We start from the raw sequence: 2,633 nt of genomic DNA on the forward strand, positions 1-2,633 counted from the left end.
TTTTTTATTATACAATTTACTCCGCTTAATTGCAATGTCGTTTTTAATTATTCTCGAATTCTTGTTTTTTAACTTCAAGCATACGTTGTTTACGCTTTTCATAAGCTCTACGGTAACGTTGCATGGCTTTATATTCCTGCTCAAAGACTACCATAGGTCGTTTACCGTCAAGTGCCTGTCTCAATGGCATAGCATTCATTTTTGAAGCTACTTCATCTAATTGTCGTTGTTTCACATCTTTAAATGACGTGCCTTTAGGGTACCAATCACGTAGCTTACGGTTTCTGTTTTCATTTGAACCACGTTGTTGTGGTGATGACGGTGTGGCATAGTATAGCTTAATTTTAAGCTCTTTTTGAACATATTCTAAAAAGTCCCATGAGATAAATTCAGAACCATTGTCGGCTGTTATAGTACGCACAGCTTTGCCATAACGCTCATAAAACAACCTAAATGCATTGAAACACTTGACTTCTGGTAGAAAAAGGACAAGATATTATCTTGTCCTTTGATTTTAATTGCCTTTAATAACGCTTCTAAGGCATTTTTGACATTTTACTAGTCTTTGTACTTTGTTGCTTTTAAAGTTTCTCTATGGCTCTTATATGAGCTAATTTAGCCATTTTAACTTAATGATTGCAGGTATTCGCTGTACCACACTTCAAAGTATTTCTCATTGCGCCAAAAATGTAATTTTCAGGATTAACTTTTTGTTTTTTATCCTGTTTTATTTCTAATAGCGTTAAATGTTCTTCTCAATGAAACTGTGATGTCATGTTGCAAATCCTCGTAGTTATCTAAAAAGATAGTTGTTGGTTTTCCTGTTTGTTGAGTAATAAATGTTTCACTTGCCTTTTTAGCATTAAAAATAATCCCAATCATTTTTTCCATTTTCTTTGGATCATTTGCAGACCATAAACTGATTAACTTTATGGTTTCAGCTTCTAAAGGAATTTTACCTGAATTTCCGTTTGATACTAGAAATTCGCTTGCATTAGCTACAATGTCTTGATTTTGTTTTTGTAGAACATTTTGAGAGAAATTAGTTGATGAAAAATCAAGCATGCTTGTATCTTTATTAGTATCTTTATTAGTATCTAAGTTAGTCTTATATAGATTGTGTCCGATTTCGTGATGTCCGCTTGTATCAAGGGTTTCAGCCATTTCTTGTCGGCGTCCGATTTCGTGATGTCCGCTTGTAGCAAGGGTTTCAGCCGTTTTATTAGCGAACACCCCCTTGTTCAACAAGTGACTTCATTCGGCTGTCATTAAACCAATAGGCTTTGTCCACTCTGGCAACACCTAATTTATAGGCATATAGAATAGGCTTTTCAAGAGTGGCAAATTCTTCAGGACGGATAAGTGGGACTGATTGTTGATTGTAGTTTGTCGAATGACTACCAAATAAAGCGTCAATCGTTCCTGCTGAACCACCAGTGCCCACTGTTGTGCCTTTAATAACAGCAGTTTTTGCACCTGCTCTATCAGAGAAATACTTTTGGCTAGTGTTATCTAGGGCATTATGAACAACAACATAATGCATATTATCCATAATGACCTTGCGCCCGTTTTCTTGATAAATTTTGTCAAGCTGTGCTAATGACTGCAATAAAATCATCACAGATACATTGCGTGAACGCAATGTTGAGATTGCGTCCGTAAATGCAGGCATAAAGCCTAGGCGTGGAAATTCATCAAGTGCCATTAAAACATTTGGTTGTGCTTTTTCAGGGCGTTGCGTTAAGTAGCGGGTAAATTGAGAAACAATCAGTGATAGATAACGGCTATATACTTGTAGCTTACTTTCCGGTAAGACAAGATATATCCAGTTTTCTTCAATATCTTTGGGACTAATACTTGCCCCTTTACCTGATAGTTGCCGTAAAACAGGGTCAGTGGCAAAGACAACTAGGGTATTTCGTAGCTCGTTCATTAAGCTAGCTAATTGTTCTGCTTTAATGCCTGCCACTGCATTAATTAAAATTCTGGTTTCTGATTTTTCACTTGCAGATAAGTACTCGATAATATCATCAGCTGTGTTAGCGGTTAACCATTCAGCAATCTCACTAAATGATTTACTATCTTTGAACTCCCAGCACGCACTAGCAAATATTTGGCGCTTTCTTTAAAGTACGGCTCTTTAATATCGGGACTAATTGGAATAATTGTTTTTGCTAAATCAATAACATCTGTATAACTATCAATCGCTGCTAGGGGGTCATAGGCTAACTGTGGATCAAGAAAGTTTAATACTTTTTTGTTGGGGTGCAAGTGACCTGTTTTAGCAAGCAATTCAGGCTTAATATCGACGACAAAAGCATTGCCTTGGTAAGTTAGCAGTGTGGGAATTAAGTTACCAGCGGTTTTTCCAGTTCCCGCCCCACCAAAGATAGCGACGTTCCCGTCCAAATCATTGGGCTTGGCAACCAGTTGACGTCCTTTTTTACCAAAAACAATACCGTCTTTATTAATTAGATTGCCTTTTTTCAAGCCAGTTTCACTGACAAAGTGAGCTTTTCCAAGTTCACCAGATGCCAGCGAGGTGCGCTGTGGTAATAGACATACAACCCAGCTAATTAGTAAATAAATCAAAAAGTATTTTCCTGCTGTTCTATTCATGTACCAAATCGGGA

General features: G+C 37.1%; 3 protein-coding genes and 1 pseudogene. All 4 read right to left on the reverse strand.

Going from position 1 to position 2,633, the window contains the following annotated elements; all coding sequences use genetic code 11:
- Nucleotides 1-43 precede the first annotated feature (43 nt).
- Nucleotides 44-457 (reverse strand): annotated as a pseudogene (locus tag NBRC111893_RS10465) (IS30 family transposase); the annotation flags it as partial.
- Between the two features lie 260 nt (nt 458-717).
- Nucleotides 718-1,164 carry a hypothetical protein gene (locus NBRC111893_RS10470; RefSeq protein ID WP_225417751.1) on the reverse strand — a complete coding sequence of 149 codons (447 nt, stop codon included), beginning with the start codon at nt 1,162-1,164 and terminating at the stop codon, nt 718-720.
- Between the two features lie 58 nt (nt 1,165-1,222).
- Nucleotides 1,223-2,113, reverse strand: a complete 891-nt coding sequence (locus tag NBRC111893_RS11725; protein WP_125009046.1) for a type IV secretory system conjugative DNA transfer family protein — start codon at nt 2,111-2,113, stop codon at nt 1,223-1,225.
- A partial coding sequence (locus NBRC111893_RS11730) for a type IV secretory system conjugative DNA transfer family protein (protein ID WP_230402975.1) occupies nt 2,047-2,633 on the reverse strand: 587 nt, incomplete at its 5' end. The genes NBRC111893_RS11725 and NBRC111893_RS11730, both read right to left, overlap by 67 nt.

This window comes from Lentilactobacillus kosonis, from assembly GCF_003864335.1.
GTDB lineage: Bacteria > Bacillota > Bacilli > Lactobacillales > Lactobacillaceae > Lentilactobacillus > Lentilactobacillus kosonis.